Source organism: Granulicella sp. dw_53, assembly GCF_018449545.1.
GTDB lineage: Bacteria > Acidobacteriota > Terriglobia > Terriglobales > Acidobacteriaceae > Edaphobacter.
Genome location: NZ_JAAVUR010000018.1, coordinates 81926 through 102343 on the forward strand (window position 1 = coordinate 81926; position 20418 = coordinate 102343).

Sequence of the window (20418 nt, forward strand, 5' to 3'; positions counted from 1 at the left end):
TCCATGCGCATCGCCTATCTCGATTGCTTCGCCGGAATCAGCGGCGATATGTTCCTCGGAGCCCTCCTCGACGCTGGCGTCGATCCCACCGTCCTGCACAACGCCACCGCAGCCCTCAACCTCGGAGCCTCCCTCAAGATCGAGACCGTAGACCGCAGCGGAATCTCCTGCACCAAAGTTCACGTCCTCGAAGCCGGCAAGTTGGCCGAAGCCAGCCACTCTCACCTTGAACCATATACTCACGAGCCAGTACAGCAACAAGCTCAGCAGACTCACACCCATCAGCACCAACCGAAGACCCAGCACCTTCACAAGACTGGCCACGCTCACACGCACGAGCCACATACCCACGATCAAGGCCACGAAGAACCGCACGATCACACGCACGGACGCTCCCTCACCGTCATTCGAGCCCTCATCCAGTCCGCCGATCTAGCGGCTCCAGTCAAGCAGACCGCCATTCGCGCCTTCGAACTCCTCGGAGCCTCCGAAGCCAAGATCCACAATGTAGACATCGAGCAGATCCACTTCCACGAGGTAGGCGCAGTCGATGCCATCGTCGACATCGTAGCGACCAGCGCCGGAATCCACGCCCTCAACGCCGACGGCCCAATCCACTGGCACTGCTCCGCCCTCAACGTCGGTGGCGGCATGGTCGATTGCGCCCACGGCCGCTTCCCCGTTCCCGCTCCCGCTACCGCCGATCTACTCCGCGGAGTCCCGACCTACTCGGCCCACATCGAGAAGGAACTCGTCACTCCCACCGGCGCCGCGCTCCTACGCGCTCTCGCACCCACCTTCGGCCCCCAACCCGCCATGAGCGTCCAGAGCATCGGCTATGGAGCCGGAACCCGCAATCCCCAGGACTTTCCGAACGTCCTTCGTCTCTCCATCGGGGAATCCACCGACTCCAAACCTGAAACCACTCATCAAACTAGCGCCGTAACCGTCCTCGAAACCGCTCTCGACGATCTTTCCCCCCAGATCCTGGCCACCATCATCGACCGCGCTCTCGCCCTGGGCGCTCACGACGCAATGCTCACTCCAGTCCTCATGAAGAAGGGCCGTCCCGGAACCCTCATCACCATCTTGACCGACGACGCGCACCGCGCTGCTCTTGAACGTCTTCTCCTTACCGAGACCACTACCTTAGGCGTTCGCGTTCGACAGGATCAGCGCATCTGCCTCGACCGCGCCCATGCCACAGTCTCAACACCCTATGGTGACATCCGCATCAAGCTAGGCTCCATGAACGGCGAGATACTAAACGTCGCCCCGGAGTTCGAAGACTGCCGCACAGCCGCCACCAACCACAACGTCGCGATCAAGCAAGTCATCCAAGCCGCCACCGCCGCCTACCTCTCCAGCAAGCCGCAATGAACAAGATCACTCTCCTCGAACTCCTGTCCGAAGTAGAACGCGGAGCCTTGAGCCCCGAGGCTGCATCCGCTCGCCTCGCGAATCTTCCCTTCGAAGACCTCGGCCACGCACGCATCGACCACCACCGCGCCCTCCGCACCGGCCTGCCAGAGGTCATCTACGCCGCCGGTAAATCGCCCGTCCAGACTGCCGAGATCTTCACCCGCATGGCCGCCACTGGCTCCGATGTCCTTGCCACTCGCGCCACCCCGGACCACGCAGGTGCCGTCACAGCCACAAACCCCGCCGCTGTCTATAACGAGACCGCCCGCACCATCACCCTTCGTCAATCGCCCCCTGCTGTACCCGAAGGCCACATCGCGGTCCTGTGTGCCGGCACCAGCGACCTTCCTATCGCCGAAGAGGCTGCCATCACTGCCGAGCTCTTTGGCTGCGCCGTCACCCGTCTCTACGACGTCGGAGTCGCTGGCCTCCATCGCCTCCTCGCGGTCCGCTCGCAGCTGGCCGATGCCCATGCTGTCATCGTCTGCGCAGGAATGGAAGGCGCTCTTCCGTCGGTCGTCGGAGGGCTGGTCGCGGTCCCGGTGATCGCGGTTCCAACCTCGGTCGGCTACGGAGCCAGCTTCTCAGGCGCTGCGGCTCTGCTCGGCATGCTGAACTCCTGCTCGCCCAACGTTACCGTGGTCAACATCGACAACGGCTTCGGAGCTGCTTATACCGCTACCTTAATCGCTCGCGCGGCGCACCGTTCTTAGCGGCTTCCGCATCTTAATCGCAAGATTTGCAGGTTAAGGAGATCTCCGATGCAACGTCGTGATTTTCTCAGATCCGCGACTGCGGCCGGTATCGCCGCAGCCACCACCAAAGCCCTTTCAGGAACTTTGGCCCCACCCAGCCCAAACGCCTCTCCGGTCGTTCGCCCTCAGTCCCCAGAGATGATCTACCGCGACCTCGGAACTACTGGAGAAAAAGTCTCCGCCATCGGAATGGGCGGAGCTCACCTTGGCAAGCAGGACGATCCCGCAGAGAGCATCAAGCTGATTCGCTCCGGGATCGACCACGGCATCACCTTCCTAGACAACTGCTGGGACTATCACGACGGCAAGAGCGAGGTACGCATGGGACAGGCCCTCCGCGATGGCTATCGCCAGAAGGTCTTTCTCATGACGAAGATGGATGGCCACACCAAGACCGCATACAACAAACAACTGGAAGAGTCTCTTCGGCGGCTACAAACCGATGTGATCGATCTCGTCCAGTTCCACGAGGTCATCCGCATGGACGACCCGGACCGCATCTTCGCCCCTGGCGGCTCTCTCGAAGCCGCAGTAGCAGCGCGTCAGGCAGGCAAGATCCGTTACATCGGCTTCACCGGCCACAAAGACCCCGCTATTCACCTACGGATGCTTGAGACGGCCCAGAAACACAACTTCCACTTCGATACCGTCCAAATGCCAATCAACGTAATGGACGCCCACTTCCGTTCCTTCACCAAAGCCGTGATGCCCGTCGCGATTCAACAAGGGATCGGAGTGTTGGCGATGAAGACCTTTGGCGATCACTACATTCTGCAGTCGAATACCGTCAAACCGATGGAAGCCCTGCACTACGGGTTATCCCAACCGGTCTCGGTCCTCATCACAGGAATCGATTCTCCAAAGATTCTGGATCAAGCGCTGGAAGCTGTTCGCACCTTCAAGCCTCTTACCCCAACTGAGACGGCGAGTCTTCTCGCGCGAACCAAAGCGGCTGCGAGTGAAGGCAAGTTTGAGCGCTTCAAGACCAGCATCGAGTTTGATGGCACCGTCAAAAACCCGGAATGGCTTGGCTAAGAGTAGCTCGGCTTATTTGCGGATGATCGTGTCACGAAAACAAAGAGGCCGAACGCGTCTGCGATTCGGCCTCTTGTCATTGCGATAAGAAAACTACTGATTCACACCACTGGCGAGGAAGCCGCCATCCACCACCAGAATCTCCCCGGTCACAAACGCGGAAGCATCGCTCGCCAGGAAGATCGCTGATCCTACCAGCTCCTCCGTCTTTCCAAACCGAGCCATCGGAGTCCGCATGAGTAGTTCCTTCCCGCGCTCGCTCTCATCGAGCAGCTTCTGATTCAGCGCAGTCCGGAAGACTCCCGGCGCAATCGCATTCACGGTGACGCCATGGGAGCTCCACTCCACCGCCAGCGACTTCGTCAGCGCGCCGACTGCGGCCTTGCTCGCCGCATAGGCCGCCACCTCCTTCAAGCTGACAAACGTGTTCAGCGAAGCGATGTTGATGATCTTTCCGTAGCCTCGCTCCAGCATGTGCGTGCCGAAGATTTGGCAGGCACGCAACGTTCCGGTCACGTTCGTATCGATGATGTCGTTCCAGACTTCCTCAGGAAAATCCACCGTCGGAGCTCGCTTGATCTTACCTGCGGAGTTAATCAGAATATCGACCTTGCCGAACTCCTTGACCGTGCCTTCCAGCAACGCCTCGAGCGAGGCACGATCTCCGACGTCGGAGGTCAGCCGCAACGACTTGCGCCCCTTCGCCTCAATAGCCTTGGCCGCCTCATCTACCTGTTCGGCACGCCGCGAGCTCGCGACCACATCCGCACCCGCCTCCGCCAGCCCAATCGCCATCGCCAGCCCAATGCCGGCGGTCCCACCTACTACAACTGCCGTCTTGCCGCTTAGATCAAACAACGGATGCCCCATCGCTTCCCTCTCTCTTTCAACCTATAGTCACTTCGTCTTCGAGCCCGTTGCGTGTTCTTGATTCGAGTTACGCCTTCTCTTGTGTCTGAATCTGCATCAAGATCTGTTCGACCACCTCTTCAGGAGACCGATCATTCACCACCCGCACTGCATCCGCCGGAGCCTCCAGCGTCGCGAACTGGCTGGCTAACAGCGCAGGAGTCATGAACTCATGCTTCCGCACCGCCAGCCGCTCCGCGATTAGCTCTTGAGATCCATCCAACAGCACGAAGTGGATCGTTCCCTCGGGCATTCCCGCCTTCAACGTCTTGCGGTACGTCTCCTTCAAAGCCGAACAGGCCAGCACGCCACCCTTATGGTCGGCGTACCAGCCACGCATCAGCCTGTTCAACTCCTCAAGCCATGGCTGGCGATCGTCATCATTCAACGGGTGACCGGCGGCCATCTTCTGCTTGTTCGCCGCCGGATGATAGTCATCCGCGTCGGCAAACACCGTACCCGTCCGAGCCGCAAGCAGCGTCCCGATCGTCGTCTTACCCGATCCACTCACACCCATCAGAACAACAATCATCGTTACCCTTTACTGTCCCAGGAATACCGGCTTGATGTGTCGCTCAAACAGATTCGTCGTCACATTCTTGGCGACGATCTCTTCATTTGCTTCAAGCGCCTTCAGGTACCGATCACCCATCTTCGCCGCCACTTTGAACCCAACGTGAAGCAACTGACGGAAGCTCTGGTTATAAGCCTTGTTCGACTGGTCATGCCGCAGTGCGCTCGTAAACTGCTCGCTGGTCCAGCCATTCACCGCTTCGGCTGTCGGCAGCTTGCTGTCGTCGATGTCGATCACCGTGGCGTAAGGGCCGGTTAGTTCGTCCTTATGGCTCAGAGCCTCGGAGTAGACCTCCTTCGCGATCTCCAGGCCCGTTCCGCCCGCCTCTGCCAGACCGATCAACTCTTCGAGCCAGGTCGTCCCCGCCGTCTTCAAGTGCACGCCTACGCCGAACGACGTCACCGCATCGTGAATCGCCTTGTAGATCGAGAACTTATCCGAACCCGAGTGGACGCTGAGCTTGAGGTTCTCTGGCAGACCGTAGGTCTTGATCGCAAAGGCAATCGCCGCCAGATCCTCGTTGAACTCCTTCGTAAACTGGGGAACATCGCCGACATAGTCCACACCCTTGTTGAAGCGTCCCGTAAACTTCGGCGCAATCGTCTGGATCGGAATCTTCTCATCCGCGATGGCTGCCAGAATAATCAGCAGCTCCACCGGAGTCTGTGGAGAGTCCGTCTCGTCCATCGAGACCTCGGGCACAAACTTGCCTGCGCCCTTCTTCTCCACCAGCAGCCGATAGATCTCGCCCGCATGCTGCACCGCGGCCAGAAACTTATTCGCAACGCCCTTCACAAACGCCTCATCCGTATGGAACGGCTCAGCGATCTTCGGAATCGTTACCGTCCCCACCAGCTCCGGATGCCGCTTCACAAACGCATCGACATCCTCCGGCTTCGCCGGCTGTCCAATCAGATCCGCTACATCGAGCGTGAAGAAGTCGCACGGCTCCAAAAACCGTCCCACCGTCTTCAGATTGATATGATCCGCGTCCAGAAAATAAGGCTTCGTCCAGCCCAGCTCCTTCACCGCAGCATCCGCCGCCTTACGCGTCGCGCTGGGCTCCGAACCGATGATCATGTGCTCGCGGTTGGACTTGTTCCAAACCGGAACCACCTCCACTCCCGCATCCGCCGCTTGGATACACGCCGCCAACTGGGCCTTCGCCTGATGCGCAAACCGGTCGCCCACCCCTACCGAAAATCTAGGAAGCTTCAATCCTTCACTCATTACAGTTGCCCCTCTTTCCCTAATTGGTCGAACCAATATCCAGCCGTCCAAGCATATAGGCTGGACGACATGAATCGCAACTCAACTTAGTCGTTGAATCGCCCCTTGTACGCCCACAGCCCCAACCCCGGGTTCGAGATATAGAAGATCTCCTCCCCATCCACCACATTCCACCCATCCTTCAGCGTCTCGGGATCGTACTTCGCCGTGTACTCGGCCAGATCGCCATACTCGAAGTGAGCTGCTTCAATCTCCTGCCGCGTAAGCCCGCCCGGACAATACCGTATCTTGAAGCGCCCCTCGCTCGACCCGTGGATCAGATGCGCCGCCGCGCTCAGGTTCCTCGCCAACTCGGGATCGGTCTTCACCGCCGCCAATGTCTCAGGAGTCCCGCAGTAGCCGTACTTCCGAATCAGCGTATCGATCGCCTTATCCTCGCCGAACTCATGCACCCCAGGAGCCAGCACGATCAGCTCGGCATCATCCGCTAAGGCCATCCTCGTCCGGTATACGCTCTTGTTCCCCAGCCATGTGCTCTTGAACTCATGTGGATCCAGAAACACCACCGCCTTCTTGATCTCGCGATCCATCATCAGGAAGTTCACCTTCAAACTCAGCTCCGCCGCCTTCTCGAAGCACTCCCGATCATCCCCCACATACATTCCCCGCACGACCAGCTTGCCCGCGTCGTTCTTCCCCACCACCGTCTGCACATACACGATCTGCGGCATCAGCTTGCCGAAGTGCTCGCTCGCATAGTTCAACACCCGTCGCACCGGAGTATCCGCACGTCCCATCATGCGCTCCATCCCGTACACCGCGCCCAGGAAGTGCGAACGATGAATCCCCTGCACTCCGCCCGTCCCCACAAAGATATTCTTGCTGCCATTCGCCATCCCGACGACCTCATGCGGAACGACCTGCCCGATCGAGAGAATGAGGTCATGCCCGCCATCCCGCAGCAGCTTATTCACCTGTGCCGGCCATGCATAGTCCAGCTTGCCTTCGCTCACCTCCAGCATGAACTCGCTGGGCACCTCGCCCAGCGTCACAATATCGTTGCGCCAGTCATGCACCCGGAACAGCCCCCGCGGCGTCGCTCCGAACATCGTGGAGATCTCCACGTCGGTCATCGCCTTATGCGTCCCCAAAGCAGGCAGCACATCGGTCATGCGATCTCCATAGAACTCCCAGGCCAACTCCGTCAACACCCCGCTCTGCGAGTGCATCCGCGTAAAGTCCGGAGGCACCGCCAACACCTTCTTCCGATCTCCCAGTCTCTCTAAAGCGGTAAAAAGGTTTGCCCGCAACTCAGCAGGAGACATCTCGGTCGTCGGCGATCCAGCACTAAAAAACAAGCTCATAGATCATTTATCTTACTCGCAGGCACAGCGATCTCACCGCCTGCCAAAGGCTAATCATGACGGAACACGATCTCCAACTCCCCATGCCCGGCGGCCTCGCCGACGCGGTCCTCTTCACCCCGGACGCCAGCCAGACCTACCCCGGAATCCTTCATCTCCCCGATATCGGCAGCGTCCGCGAGGCTCACCGCGCGATGGCCCGCCGTCTGGCTGCCGAAGGCTACGCCGTCCTGTTAGTCAACCCCTTCTATCGCACCAGCCGTCCACCGGTCTTCTCCTTCCCTCGTATTCCAGGCGAAGAACGAACCCTGCAACGCATGGCCGAACTGACAGCGCCTCTCACTCCAGAGGCGCTGCAAGCAGACGTCGTCACCTACGTCGATCATCTCCTCGCTCGACCCTCAGTGCACCCTGGCCCTGTGGGCGTCGTGGGCTACTGCTTCTGCGGAGCGCTCTCCCTGCGCACCGCGGCGACTCGTCCCCAGCAAGTCGCCGCTGCAGCGTCTTTCCACGGCGGAGTCCTCTACAAACGGGACGACCCGTCCAGCCCCCACCTCCTCTTGCCGCTGGTCACAGCACGCCTCTACTTCGGCCACGCCACAGAGGATAAAAGCATGCCCGCCGAAGCCATCGAGCGCTTCAACCAATCCCTCGCGGACTGGGGCGGCGCCTACGAGAGCGAGACCTACGCCGGAGCACGCCACGGCTGGACCGTCCCCGACAATCCCGTCTTCAACCAACCCCAAGCCGATCGCGCCTTCCAAAAATTAACCGAGCTATTCGCAGCCACGTTGAGATCACTTTGAAGTCCGGCCTTCGCATCAGGTAGAAAATCGCAACCGCCACCTCTATTTAGCTTGCTTCCATGTTTCGACGAGAGCAGAATGTTCGCCTAGGGCCAAGACATGACTCAGTTTGCTCCGTTCCACTGAGAGCGAATGAGGAGGATCCTTGGGCATCTGCACGTCTCCACTCACTCTCGTTTCGTTCACGCTGGCACTCTCTGCACTCCCACTCGTCGCGCAGGATGCCTCGACTCTGCTCTCCAAGGCCGGCGCAATCGTTCGTTCGATCGACCCCGGGGAGTTGCAGGGCGCATCCTTCGATAAGGTCGAATGCTTGACCGTCATTCCCAAAAACTCTCGTTCGGCGTTTATATTAGGCGCCCAAGAGAGAAAAGGGATTCAAACATGCCGGACGCAAGGCGAATGGAGCACACCTCTCATCGTCACCACCAGGATGGTGCCAGACGCGAGATCCAGCGCGACCAGTGCACTCTCGGAAGACATGATCTTCCTCTCCTCAGAGTCTCAAAGGACACCATCGTCGTGGTCACGCTTGGATAACCTGCCCCTACAGGACGGAACGGCGGCGCTCGTGCTCTGGAAGGAGAGCAGCGGAACATTCGGAGGCCGATCCACTCCGAAGTTCACGATCAAACCCGAGACCCGCAGCGCCGAATCGGACTCTCTCCTTACATCGTCTTTTCTTCGCGACATTCGCATGCTCGATCAGAGAATTCCGACCCCGTCCGGTGCCAGCCCCCCAGCGATGAGTGCACCGCCGCCACCTGCGGCAGCCGCACCTAAATCTCCGCCGAGAGCAGGCATGGTTGGGGAGGGCAGAATGCCCCGGGTAACCGGGACCCATCCACTCGTCTCCGGTGAAAACGAGAAGCCTGGATTCGGGCTGTATAGCTACGCTCTATTCGCACATGCTCCCAGCGACGATGAGCTTCCCGCCTTCCGATCTTTCTTCACGGCCTTGCTGGCCCTACCGACATCGGGCAGCTTAGGTAGAACTCTTCAGCCCGCTCGCATCAACGAAACCGAGATTCCCGTCAACCAGGCAGCCGCGTCGTGGGACTTCATGTCCGTACAGGATCGCGTCAAGTTCGTATTGGACCACTACGACTACGGGCGGGCGGCCGCGATACTCGCTTGCCTGCCAGAGCGTACCCGTACGGGTCCTGTGATCATCTCCGTTCTAGCTCCCATCGACGTATCCAAGCATCCGCGCCCTGTCTTAGTAGAAGACCTGTCCCTGGCTCAACCTGCCTTGATGAGGGCGAGCGTCGACCATTTCGTTGCGCAGGCAAGCGAAGAGAACTTCTGGCAGGAATCGCTCCTCGCCACCCTGGCTTTGAAACTCAGAAATGCCCTGGAAGTTAGCGCCGTCGCTTTGGGCATGAGCAGAAAGGAAGTTACGGAATGGATCAAGATGACTCCCGGAACGTAGTCCAGAATGCAACTGACTCAGCAAAATCGCTATCGTTTGTCGCTATCGCGGCCATCCTGCTGACCACACTTCTCTACGTGCTCTGCTACTTCTACCTTCCGCCTCCGCCACCCTCCGCCGGCTTAGTGTCGCTCTTCGCACTCGTCGCCGTCTTAGCGATCTATCTCCTCAAAAAGCTGATCCTAAGAAAAAAGGAAGGAGAGAGCTCGAATACAAAACATGAATAAGCAAATAAAAGGGACCGGCGAAAAACACCGGTCCCATTCATGCATCTCTGCACTGCCTACAATTTGTAGGCCTTCTTAACCAGATTCACCGTCAGATCCTGCACCACCTCGAAGGCCTCATCCTCATCCAACCGATGATCCGCGACCATCCGCCCCAGGAACGCACAGTCGACTCGCCGCGCCACATCGTGCCGTGAAGGAATCGAAAGGAACGCACGAGTATCGTCGTTGAATCCCACCGTGTTGTAGAACCCAGCCGTCTCGGTCGCCGTCTCCCGGAAACGCATCATCCCCTCCGGCGAGTCATGGAACCACCACGGCGGCCCCAGCCGCAGGCAAGGATAGTGTCCCGCCAACGGAGCCAACTCCCTTGAGAAAGTCGTCTCATCCAGCGTAAACAGAATGAATGTAAACCCTGGCTCGTTCCCAAATTTATTTAGCAACGGCTTAAGGCTCCGTACATACTCCGTCGGCGAAGGAATATCCGCGCCCTTGTCCCGGCCGAACTTCTCGTACACCTTCAGGTTGTGGTTCCGCACGCTACCAGGATGAAGCTGCATCGTCAGCCCATCCTCGACACTCATCCCCGCCAGTTCGGTAAGCATCTGCGCCTGAAACAACTCGACGTCCCCGGCGTTCATCTTTCCGCTGAAGATCCGCTCGTACAGCCGCGCAGCCTCATCCGCCGGCAGGTCGGCAGTCATGGCAGTCAGATGTCCATGATCCGTGGCTGTGGCTCCCATCTTCTTGAAGAACGCCCTTCGCAAGCGCAACGCATTCAGATAGCCCTTGTAGTTCGAGACATCCTCACCCGACACCTCACCCAGCTTCTGAATATTCTCCTGGAACCCCAGGTACTCCGCGTCCACCACCGCATCCGGCCGAAACGTCGGCACGACTCTTCCCTTCCACCCTGAGTCCCGAATCTGCTGATGCCACTTCAAGTCGTCGACTGCCGCATCGGTCGTCGCCAGCACCTCGATCTTGAACTGCTCGAACAGCGCCCGCGGACGGAACTCCGGCGTCTCCAGCTTCTTCGCGATGACCTCGTAATACGCGTCCGCGTTCTCCGCGCTCAGCCGTTCCTTGAGCCCAAACTGGTTCTCCAGCGTATAGTCCAGCCAAAGCCGCGTCGGCGTGCCGCGAAACAGGTAGTAGTGCTTCGCGAAGATCTGCCATACCTCTCGCGGATCCGCCTGCTCCTTGCCATCGGCCTGTGGAACCCCCAGCGACTCCAACGACACACCCTGCGAGTACAACATCCGGAAGATGTAGTGGTCCGGCTGAATCAATAACGCAGCCGGATTCGGAAACGCCTGGTTCTCCGCGAACCAGCGTGGGTCCGTATGACCATGGGGAGAGACGATCGGCAGATCCCGAACCGTCTCGTATAACTTCACCGCAACCTTCCGTGCCGTACCCTCCGCGGGAAATAGCCTGTTCACATCCAGCATTGTTGATAGCCCTTTCGAAATAGATTCACAGTTGAAACTCTCGCCAAGGAAGACTACCAAAATTGGACGGACCACGCTGGACCCGATTTTTTATTCACAGAAAAGAAAAGGGGCACGTCCGAAGACGTGCCCCGCGAAGGCAACCAGCAGCCTACGGGATGTAGTAACGGAAGCCCGTAAACACCATGTTGTTCGTAGCCTTAGGAGCAGCAACGGTGCCAGCAGTCGCGCCAGCACCCTCCCACGTTCCGCGCGTCAGGTAGCTGTACTGCACCTGATACTGGAGACGCCCGAACCTCGGATTGTTGTAGAGCCGGTAGGTAAAGCCCGCCGTCCCTTCGATGACGACCCGTGTGGCGCCGAGGCAGTTTGCCGGGGTACCGGGGTTATAAGGAGCAGCACCGGCAAGACCGTTTCCAGTGCTCGTCGGCAGGGTCTCCGTGTTGCAACCCGCGTTCGAGGCCGTGATTGGAGCATAGCCAGTCAGCTTCCCAAAGTTAGGCGAAGACGTGATCGTGTTCAGATACACCGTGCGCTGCGCGTACTCTGCGCCCGCATAGCCAAACACATCCAGCTTCTTCACCGGATGCAGCTCCAGTGAGGCCAGCCCCTGGTAGTTCTTGATGGGAGCAAGAGTACCGTCCGGGTGAACCGTCGTATCCGGCAAGGTGGACGTGCCATACCGGCCTACGCCCGTTCCTCCCAGTACGTGAACACCTACATCTGCGAAATGCGTCACCGGCACACGGGCATTGGCAAAGATACCGCCGCCCATCTTGGTGTCGTTCTGTCCGCCAGCAGCACTGGGAACCGTCAACGTCTGGTTGGGGTAGTACCGCGAACGGAACCAGCGGCCTAGACCGCCGACCTCGTAGTGCCCGACCTTCGCGTCATAGGTAGCCTTGACGATCACATCCGGAGCGACGTTGTTCGAGTAGTTGGCAGTCACATTGAACAGACCGCCGCCCGTACCTGCGTTGCCGATGAAGAAATTGGCATTCGCATTCGTGGCCGAATAGATGATCTCAGCCTCTTCCAGCGATGCTGCCAAAGTCAATCCACCCAAACGCTGCTGAATACGGATGCTTGGCTGACGCTCCCAACTGAAGCCGACGTGGTACTGCGCATCGACCGTCATCGGAAGGTTCTCAGTCCGGTTATCCGTGCTCTTCTTCGTCTCTGTCACCAGCGACCACATCTGTCCGCCGGTCACAGTCAAACCGTGCTGCGTCGCCGCCTGGCCCCAGATCTGCCGTTGGCGCAACGTATAGCTGTTGCTCTGGTTCTCGTTGCTGGTCGCGCCTGCCGAGAGGAAGTCAACCTCGAAGTAGCCGGACAGCTTGAAAGGACCAGTATTGCCCTCGAACAAACCACCCAAACGGCTCTGCCGTCCGGAGAAGTTCAGCTCGCTGGTATGCGCCTGCGCTGCGCCCGGAAAGGGAGTCGAGTTGAAGGGTGTATTCACATCCGAGTTGAGAGAACGCTGACGGTACACATTCTCAAACGCGAAGAATCCCACCGGCGTAATCGAGATCCCCTTGTAGTGCATCGTAAGAGGCGATTCGATCTTATCCGTCAGATCCTTCTTCGTATCGCTAATCGTCTGTGCCAGCCCTGCATTCGAGCTCTTCAGATCGCTCACCGTCGAGTTCAGCGTCGTCACCGCCTCAGTATTCGCCTGAACACTGGAGCTGACGGTCTGCGCCTGGGCCGTAGCTGCGGCTGCCTGCGCATTCGCCGCCTGCGCGTCCTGCGACGCGGTCGACAACTTGGCATCCTTATCCGCCAGTTGTTGTTTCAAAGCGTCGATCTGAGCCTGCTGGTTGAGCATCTGTTCCCGCAGCTCACGAATCTGACGCTCGGTCGCCGATTCGACCGGAGCCTTCTTCGTGGCCCTTCTTGTCGTCTTCTTCGTCGGAGTAGCTGTTGAACTTGTCTGCGCTGGGAGCATCACTGCATTGATTGCCAATACGGCAGCAAGAATGCCCTGGATTTGCTTCGTCATGAAACCTCTCTAACATCAAATAAAATCAGGGAATTGAGGAAGTCGATGACAGACAGATATCTCTCGGAAGCGCATGAAAACCAATAGGATCGTTCCTGTCTGGGATCTAGTCCTCGAAAAGATTAGACCCAGTTATTCCATGAGGGATATGAATAGACGGTCAATTCAGCCCGTCTTTGCGATCTCGCAAAAAATACTTCGACCACGCGATCACAACAAAGATTCCCGGGAAGAATCGGACAGACACCTCCACTCATTTACCGTATTGTCATGAACTTCATTCGTTCCGGCGCGATCCTCCTCTTCCTCACCAAGCTTGCCTCGCCCTTCGCTCCGGCTCAGACCGCTCTCCCGCACTCCCTCATTCCTGTCCCCCGCGAACTCCGCCTCTCCGCATCCCAATCTCTCGCCGCAGGACTCCAGATCTCCTGCGCCGCACCCTGCGCCCCCGAAGACGCCTTCGCCATCGAAGATCTCAAGACCTACCTCACCTCTCAGAACATCTCGGTCAACACCACCTCGCCCGTAAACATCCTCGTCACTCGCTACGGCTCCGCAAACTCCAAAGCCATCTACTCCGACTCCCTCGCTACGCCCAACCCCAGCGAAGCCATGCCCGATGCCATGAAGCCCGAGGGCTACTCCATCATCCCCGACGGCCGTGGCCTCGCCCTTACCGCCGCATCCGCCTCCGGCATCTTCTACGCCCTTCAGACCGTCAAGCAGCTCATCGACATCACCCCTGGCACCGCCGCCAACTCTCCCGTCCCCATCCTCCACACCGCCACCATCCGTGACTGGCCCGCAATGAAGTACCGCGGCCTCCACGACGACCTCTCCCGCGGCCCCTTCCCCACCCTCGACTTCCAGAAGAAGCTCATCCGCACCCTCGCCGCCTACAAGGTCAACGTCTACTCGCCCTACTTCGAGCACACCATGCAGTACACCGGCCACCCTCTGATGGCGCCCCCCGGCGGAACACTTACCCAGGCCCAGGCCCGCGAGCTCGTCGCCTACGCCACCCAGTACCACGTCACCATCATCCCCGAGCAGGAAGCCTTCGGCCATCTCCACTACCTCCTCAACTGGGAGCAGTACACCCCACTCGCCGAGACTCCGCACGGCCACGTCCTCGCCCCCGCCCAGCCCGACGCCCAGAAGCTCACCCACGACATGTTCACCGAACTGGCCGCCATCTACCCCAGCCCCATGCTCCATCTAGGAGCCGACGAGACCGTCGAACTCGGCAAGGGCCAGACCAAGCCTGCCGTCGACGCGCAAGGCCTCGGCCCCGTCTACCTCGGGTTCATGCAAAGAATCGTCGCCGACCTCCAGCCCCTCCACCGCAAGCTTCTCTTCTGGGGAGACATCGCCTACAAGGAGCCCGATCTCCTCAAGGCCATGCCCGACTCCTTCAAGCAGGCCACCATCGCCGTCGCCTGGGAGTACAACCCGCAGCCTCGCGGCTTCAATCGCTTCATCACCCCCTTCACCGACGCCAAGATGGAGACCTGGGTCGCCCCCGGCGTCAACAACTGGTCCCGCGTCTACCCCAACTGGAACAACGCCCTCTCCAACATCCAGCAGTTCACCGCCCAGGGTCAGGCGCTCGGAGTGCAAGGCCAGCTCAACACCCTCTGGTACGACGACGGCGAAGCCCTCGCCAACAACAACTGGTACGGCATCCTCTTCGGAGCCGAAGCCGCCTGGCACCAGGGCGAAGCCTCCATCCCCGCCTTCCAGTCCTCCTACGGATCGGTCTTCCACGGCGACGTCACCGGCAAGCTCGACGAAGCGCAGCGCGAGCTGATGGTCGCCCACAAGCTCCTCAAGGACTCCCCCTACAAGACCGACGGCCAGGACCTCCTCTACTGGCAGGACCCCTGGAACGCCGACGGCCAGCGCACAGCCTCCCAAATCCGACCCATCCTCTCCGAGCTCCGCCTCCACGCCGAGCGCGCCCTCACCCTCATCGCCCAGGCCCGCGATGCGGCAGCCGCCTCCAACACCCCTCTTCGCGAGATCGACGCCGTCGACGCCATGGAGCTAGGCGCCCGCCGCATGGACCTCATCGGCCTCAAGTTCCAACTCACCGACGAGATGGCCACCAGCTACGCCCACGCCTTCTCTCTTCAATCCTCGAAGAAAAAAGAAGACCGCGAAGACCTCTCCCTGGAGCTCAACGACATCAACGGCGTCAACGGCAAGCTCCAGGACATGCGTAATAACTACTCGCTCCTCCGCGACCTCTACGAGACAGCATGGCTCAAATCCAACCGCCCCTACTTCCTCCGCAACGTCCTCGAGCGCTACGACTACACCATCCAGCTCTGGATCTCCCGCAGCGACAAACTACGCACCGCACAACGCCAGTGGGCCAACTCGCAGTCCCTTCCCGCCGCCGCCGACCTCGGCATCCCCGCCCCACCGCAAACTGCTCAACGCTGAACCAGACCCCAAAAACAACCCGAGGCAAGACCAAATCGGTGTCATCGGTGAAAATCGGTGTTAAGCCGTCCTCAATAGGCCCACACTCTACCCACGGCTAGGAGTCTTCCCCAACAACTCCCGAGCGATCACCATCCGCTGAATCTCGCTTGTCCCCTCCCCGATCGTGCACAGTTTCACATCGCGATAAAACTTCTCCGCTGGATAGTCCTTTATGAACCCATAGCCGCCATGGATCTGCACACCCTCATCGCAGATCCTGCAGGCCGCCTCGCTCGCGTACAGCTTCGCCATGCTGGCCTCCAACGTCACCTTCTGGCCCTTGTCCTTCATCTGGGCCGCGCGCATCGTCAGCAGCCACGCAGCATCTAACTCCGTCGCCATCGTCGCCAGTTTGAACTGGATCGCCTGGAACTCGCTGATCGCCTTCCCGAATTGCCTCCGCTGCTGCGCATAGCTCATCGCCGCATCCAGAGCGCCCCGCGCTATTCCCAGACTCAACGCCGCAATCGAGATCCTGCCCCCGTCCAGCACCCGCATCGCATCCTTGAAGCCCTCGCCCACCTTTCCGACCAGGTTCTCCTCCGGGATCTGACACTCCTCAAAGATCAGCTCAGCCGTATCGCTGGCCCGCAGCCCCAGCTTGTTCTCCTTCTTCCCCGGCCGGAACCCCTTGGTCCCCGCCTCCACCACGAACGCCGAGATTCCCTTGGTCCCCTTCTCCCGGTCCGTCACCGCCAACACCACGGCGCAGTCGGCATACGTCCCATTCGTGATGAAGGTCTTGCTTCCGTTCAACACCCAGCAGTCGCCCCGTTTGACCGCTGTGGTCCTGGCTCCAGCCGCATCCGACCCAGACCCCGGCTCCGTCAGCCCCCACGCCCCCAGCCACCGTCCGCTCGCCAGCCTCGGAATCCACCTCTTCCTCTGCTCGTCGCTCCCCGCCAGCATAATGTGATTCGTACACAGCGAATTGTGCGAAGCAACAATGAGCCCGACACTCCCATCCACCCGGCTCAACTCCTCCACCGCGAGGACATACTCCACATAACCCATTCCCGCGCCACCCAGCTCCTCGGGAAAGATCACTCCCATCAAACCCATCTCCCCCAGCTTCTTCACAACGTCATGGGGAAACTCACTCTTCTCGTCCCACTCGCTCACATGCGGCGCCACCTCGCGCGCGGCAAAGGCGCGTACCTCCTTGCGAAGCTGCTCTTGTTCCTCGGTCAATCCAAACATCGCTCCTCCTTCGCATTCATAACTAAAACTAATACTAGTATCATATAAACCTATAGTTTGGCTTCCCAACAACATTCCATACCCTGGACTATGTGCGATAGGCTACACTCGCGCCACAACTACAATCCCGGTGCCGTCGTTACCGGCGCCTTCGGCCTCTCAACTTCCACCCAGCGAACGAACAGGAAGGAGATATTGCATGACCAACCTCGAGCATCCCCCCTTCGACCTCGAAGCCTTCCTGGGAAATGCCGGCTCAGGGCGCAGGTTGGTCCACATCAAGCCGAAGGAGCTCTTCTTCTCAGCCGGAGCCGTCGCGGATTCGATCTTCTATCTCCAGCAAGGCCGCGCCAAGCTGACAGTCGTCTCCCATACAGGCAAGGAGGCAACCCTCACTCTCCTCTCAACCGGGGACTTCGCGGGAGAGGAAGCAGTCTCAACGGGCAGCGAACGGCGGCTGGCATCCTGTGTGGCTCTCACAACATGTACGGCCTTAAAGATCGAACGAAAAGAGATGATCCGCGCAATGCGCGAGGAATCGGCACTCTCCGATTTCTTCGTCGCTTTCCTGCTGGCTCGAAGCATGCGGACCCAGGCCGATCTCATCGATCAGCTCTTCAACTCGAGTGAAAAACGTCTCGCAAGAATTCTCTTGCTCATGGCGAACTTCGATCAGCCGGGGAAACCGGAACCGCTCATCCCGCCCATCACGCAGGAGACCCTCGCAGAGATGGTCGGCACAACGCGCTCCAGGGTCAGCTTCTTCATGAACCGCTTCCGCAGCCTCGGCTTCATCGAGTACAAAGACCGCATCACCGTTCACGAATCCCTCCTGAATGTAGTCCTCCAGGATCGTCACCTTATACAAGCAATTCACGCAACCAGCGTGAAAGAATTAATCCCCTCCCTTGGAGTCGTAGAGAAGCATGAGCAAAACTGAACAGACGAAGAGTTGTGAGACTGCCATACTTCTGCCAACCACTACCAGCAGTGCACTTTGGGAGAAGTCCACCTTGTCCAACGGGATAGAAGAGCTTCTCATGGTCAGCGATGAGCCCTCCATTTCGCCGAAGATCCTCCTCGTCGATGACGACGATTCCATCCGGCTTGCCCTCTGCTCGGTCTTTAAAGGAAACGGCTTCGAAGTGGTCACCGCCTCCAATGTGAACGATGCCCTAAAGCTCATCAGCTCTCAGACCTTCGATGTCCTGCTCAGCGATCTGAACATGCCCGCCGCGGGCGATGGACTGACCGTAGTCAGCGCCATGCGGCACTCCAATCCCAAAGCAGTCACCCTGATCTTCAGTGCCTTTCCCGAAATGAAAGAGGCCGCCGCCGCCATCCTCATGCAAGCGGATGAGGTCATGGTCAAACCGTTGCCGGCGGATCTTCTGGTCGACAAGATCAAGCTGCACCTGAAGGTGGGCGCGCCTCCCGTCCGGTCGGTCGAAAGCCTGGCTGGGATCCTTGAACTCGAAACGGATACGACGATCAAAGACTGGCTTCTGCGTGTAGAGCACGCGCCCCATATCATCCCGGTCGTGCTCACCCCGGAAGCTCGTAGCGCTCACCTGCCCCAGATGTTCCGCGACCTCGTCTTTCGCCTTCGCTACCCTCTGCCTCTGGGCTCCCGTGCGCTCCGCTCCCAGGCCGCCGCCCAACACGGTCTGCTGCGCCGCAAACAGGGTTACAGCGCCGCCATGATCGTGGAAGAGTCTCGCATGCTCCAGGTAAGCATCTTTCAAACCCTCCAGGACAACCTCTCCAAAGCGGACTTCAGCAAACTCCTGCTGGGAGTCATGGCCATCGCCGACGAGGTAGACTCCCAACTCGCCCAGGCCATGACAAGCTACATCTCCGAGTCCGAGATCGACGACCTCCCCACACAGGCATAGGAGCGGACAAACAGAGCGCTAGCCAATCGCATCCAGCGCCTGCGCCAGATCCGCCACAATATCCTCCACGTCCTCGATCCCCACCGAGATCCGCATCAGCCCATCCGTAATCCCCAGCCGCGCTCTGCCCTCGGCTCCCACGGCGGCGTGCGTCATGCTCGCCGGATGGCACACCAGAGTCTCTACCCCGCCCAGGCTCTCCGCCAGCAGCGCCAGCTTTAGATTCTTGGCAAACTTATTTGCATTCGCCAGCGACCCTGTCTCCAGCGAGATCATCGACCCGAATCCGCTCTGCTGCCGCGTCGCCAAAGCATGATGCGGGTGATCCGCCAGCCCCGGATAAAACACCTTCAGCACATTCTTATGCCTGGTCAAAAAGTCGGCCACCACCCGCCCATTCGCATCATGCTGCTTCATCCGAATCGCAAGCGTCTTCACCCCGCGCAGCAGCAGATAGCTCTCGAACGGAGACAGAATCCCGCCCGTGCACTTCTGCACATACTTGAAGGTCTCGTCATGCTCCGGCTTCGTGCACACCAGCACGCCACCTAGACCATCCGAGTGCCCATTCAAAAACTTCGTCGTCGAGTGCATCACGATATCCGCGCCCAGAGCAATCGGTTGCTGCAGATAAGGCGACAGAAACGTGTTATCCACGCACAACTCCACCCCACGCGCATGGCAGATATCCGCCACCGCCCGAATATCCGTCACCGCCATCATCGGATTCGTCGGCGTCTCGATATGCACCAGTTTGGTCGCCGGAGTAATCGCCGCCGCCACATTCTCCGCGACGCTCGTATCGACATACGTAAAGCCCAGCCCAAACTTAGCCATCACGTTGTCGAACATCCGCGCCGTGCCGCCATAGACATTGTCTGAACACACCACATGGTCGCCGCTCTTCATCATCGTGCAAAGCGCCGTAATCGACGCCATCCCGCTGGCGAACACATGCGCGCTCGTCCCACCCTCCAGCGAGCACAGACTCACCTCCAGCGCATCCCGCGTCGGATTCGTCAGCCGCGCATACTCATGCCCCTTGTTCTTTCCAATCTCCTCCTGCTGATACGTCGACGTCAGATAGATCGGCACATTCACCGCACCCGTCAGCTCATCCGGAGCCTGCCCATCATGAATCGCCCGCGTCGCAAATCCCTGCCTCTTCAACTCGCTCATACATAACCTCGGTCAACACAAAATCTACGAATCCTTAGACCTGTCCCAACAACCCCTTGGAAAGATACCGCTCCGCCGAATCCGGAATCACCACCACCACCCGCTTCCCCGCTCCCAACCCCCCCGCCAGATCGATCGCCGCGCACACCGCCGCTCCCGCGCTAGACCCCGCAAAGACACCCTCCTCCGTCGCCAGCCGCCCCACCATCTCCATCGCCGGATCGTCCTTCACCATCATCACCCGGTCGCACACGCTCCTATCGAAAGTAGCCGGCACCGTCGTCACCCCAATCCCCTCCACCCGATGCGAACCAGGCTCCCCGCCCTGCAACACACTCCCCTGAGGCTCCACCGCCACCATCAAAACACCCGCATCCTTGACCTTCAAAAACCGCCCAATCCCCGTAAACGTCCCCCCCCCCCCCCCCCCCCCCCCCCCCA

At 59.4% G+C, this 20418-nt stretch carries 18 protein-coding genes; 9 read left to right on the forward strand and 9 right to left on the reverse strand.

Annotation, left to right across the window (positions count from 1 at the left end):
* Positions 1-3: 3 nt before the first annotated feature.
* The 3 genes from larC to HB393_RS21820 are packed head-to-tail and all read left to right on the forward strand — an operon-like array spanning position 4 to position 3212.
* Complete coding sequence (gene larC, locus HB393_RS21810) at positions 4-1380, forward strand: nickel pincer cofactor biosynthesis protein LarC (RefSeq protein ID WP_213807324.1); 1377 nt, start codon at positions 4-6, stop codon at positions 1378-1380.
* Complete coding sequence (gene larB, locus HB393_RS21815) at positions 1377-2135, forward strand: nickel pincer cofactor biosynthesis protein LarB (RefSeq protein ID WP_213807325.1); 759 nt, start codon at positions 1377-1379, stop codon at positions 2133-2135. The genes larC and larB overlap by 4 nt, the downstream gene beginning before the upstream one ends.
* 48 nt (positions 2136-2183) lie before the next feature.
* On the forward strand, positions 2184-3212 hold the full coding sequence (locus HB393_RS21820) for an aldo/keto reductase (RefSeq protein ID WP_213807326.1): 1029 nt from the start codon (positions 2184-2186) through the stop codon (positions 3210-3212).
* Positions 3213-3305: 93 nt separating this feature from the next.
* Here the strand turns inward: HB393_RS21820 and HB393_RS21825 are convergent, their stop codons facing one another.
* The 4 genes from HB393_RS21825 to HB393_RS21840 form a co-directional block, all read right to left on the reverse strand.
* A complete protein-coding gene (locus HB393_RS21825) occupies positions 3306-4082 on the reverse strand; it encodes a glucose 1-dehydrogenase (RefSeq protein WP_213807327.1) in 777 nt (258 codons plus the stop codon).
* A 67-nt stretch (positions 4083-4149) separates the two neighbouring features.
* On the reverse strand, positions 4150-4653 hold the full coding sequence (locus HB393_RS21830; protein ID WP_213807328.1) for a gluconokinase: 504 nt from the start codon (positions 4651-4653) through the stop codon (positions 4150-4152).
* Between the two features lie 9 nt (positions 4654-4662).
* A complete protein-coding gene (locus HB393_RS21835) occupies positions 4663-5925 on the reverse strand; it encodes a tagaturonate epimerase family protein (RefSeq protein WP_213807329.1) in 1263 nt (420 codons plus the stop codon).
* Between the two features lie 86 nt (positions 5926-6011).
* On the reverse strand, positions 6012-7289 hold the full coding sequence (locus HB393_RS21840; protein WP_213807330.1) for a lactate racemase domain-containing protein: 1278 nt from the start codon (positions 7287-7289) through the stop codon (positions 6012-6014).
* A gap of 56 nt (positions 7290-7345) precedes the next feature.
* Between HB393_RS21840 and HB393_RS21845 the strand changes: the two genes are divergently transcribed.
* From HB393_RS21845 to HB393_RS21855, 3 genes are all read left to right on the forward strand, one after another.
* Positions 7346-8095, forward strand: a complete 750-nt coding sequence (locus tag HB393_RS21845; protein WP_213807331.1) for a dienelactone hydrolase family protein — start codon at positions 7346-7348, stop codon at positions 8093-8095.
* 145 nt (positions 8096-8240) lie between these two features.
* The gene (locus HB393_RS21850; protein WP_213807332.1) at positions 8241-9527 is read left to right on the forward strand and encodes a hypothetical protein; all 1287 of its coding nucleotides are present in this window, start codon (positions 8241-8243) and stop codon (positions 9525-9527) included.
* Positions 9500-9754, forward strand: a complete 255-nt coding sequence (locus HB393_RS21855) for a hypothetical protein (RefSeq protein ID WP_213807333.1) — start codon at positions 9500-9502, stop codon at positions 9752-9754. The genes HB393_RS21850 and HB393_RS21855 overlap by 28 nt, the downstream gene beginning before the upstream one ends.
* Positions 9755-9810: 56 nt before the next feature.
* Here the strand turns inward: HB393_RS21855 and uxaC are convergent, their stop codons facing one another.
* Both uxaC and HB393_RS21865 read right to left on the reverse strand, forming a co-directional pair.
* Positions 9811-11208: a glucuronate isomerase gene (uxaC, locus tag HB393_RS21860; RefSeq protein ID WP_213807334.1), complete on the reverse strand. Its 1398-nt coding sequence runs from the start codon at positions 11206-11208 to the stop codon at positions 9811-9813.
* Positions 11209-11359: 151 nt separating this feature from the next.
* A complete protein-coding gene (locus tag HB393_RS21865; RefSeq protein ID WP_213807335.1) occupies positions 11360-13213 on the reverse strand; it encodes a hypothetical protein in 1854 nt (617 codons plus the stop codon).
* 270 nt (positions 13214-13483) lie between these two features.
* Between HB393_RS21865 and HB393_RS21870 the strand changes: the two genes are divergently transcribed.
* Positions 13484-15661 carry a family 20 glycosylhydrolase gene (locus HB393_RS21870; RefSeq protein WP_213807336.1) on the forward strand — a complete coding sequence of 726 codons (2178 nt, stop codon included), beginning with the start codon at positions 13484-13486 and terminating at the stop codon, positions 15659-15661.
* A gap of 87 nt (positions 15662-15748) precedes the next feature.
* On the opposite strand, the gene HB393_RS21875 is transcribed toward HB393_RS21870, so the two are convergent.
* Positions 15749-16903, reverse strand: a complete 1155-nt coding sequence (locus tag HB393_RS21875; protein WP_213807337.1) for an acyl-CoA dehydrogenase — start codon at positions 16901-16903, stop codon at positions 15749-15751.
* 199 nt (positions 16904-17102) lie between these two features.
* On the opposite strand from HB393_RS21875, the gene HB393_RS21880 reads away from it, so the two are divergent.
* Entirely contained in the window at positions 17103-17843 is a 741-nt protein-coding gene (locus HB393_RS21880; protein ID WP_213807338.1) for a Crp/Fnr family transcriptional regulator, read from the forward strand.
* On the forward strand, positions 17830-18798 hold the full coding sequence (locus HB393_RS21885) for a hybrid sensor histidine kinase/response regulator (RefSeq protein WP_255551494.1): 969 nt from the start codon (positions 17830-17832) through the stop codon (positions 18796-18798). Before HB393_RS21880 ends, HB393_RS21885 begins: the two co-directional genes overlap by 14 nt.
* Positions 18799-18816: 18 nt before the next feature.
* Here HB393_RS21885 and HB393_RS21890 read toward each other — a convergent pair whose 3' ends face one another.
* Together HB393_RS21890 and HB393_RS21895 are read right to left on the reverse strand one after the other, a co-directional pair.
* A complete protein-coding gene (locus HB393_RS21890) occupies positions 18817-19977 on the reverse strand; it encodes a PLP-dependent aspartate aminotransferase family protein (RefSeq protein ID WP_213807339.1) in 1161 nt (386 codons plus the stop codon).
* Between the two features lie 34 nt (positions 19978-20011).
* Positions 20012-20418 (reverse strand): pyridoxal-phosphate dependent enzyme (locus tag HB393_RS21895; protein WP_213807340.1); only part of this gene is annotated, 407 nt, incomplete at its 5' end.